1 protein-coding gene is annotated in these 229 nt (G+C 68.6%); it reads left to right on the top strand.

Annotated features, from left to right (window positions below):
* The coding region (locus FQ668_RS28420; protein WP_178097297.1) for a pyridoxamine 5'-phosphate oxidase family protein at positions 1-229 on the top strand (229 nt) is incomplete at both ends.

Here is a 229-nt window from a genome sequence, read left to right as displayed (position 1 = left end):
CTGTGCAAGAGCGTCGAAGCCGACGGCGTCACCTTCTACACCAACTATGAGTCGGCCAAGGGGCTGGAACTGGCTGCCGCCCCGTACGCCTCGATCACCTTCCCCTGGTACGCGCTGGGCCGCCAGGTGCACGTGCGCGGGGCGGTCACCAAGGTCCGTCCCGAGGAGACCGCCGAATACTGGACGCGCCGGCCGCGTGGATCACAGCTGGGCGCATGGGCTTCCGAGC

Origin of the sequence: Pseudomonas sp. Kh14, from assembly GCF_900291005.1 — a bacterium.
Lineage (GTDB): Bacteria > Pseudomonadota > Gammaproteobacteria > Pseudomonadales > Pseudomonadaceae > Aquipseudomonas > Aquipseudomonas alloputida.
This window is presented reverse-complemented; position numbering and strand designations above follow the sequence as displayed.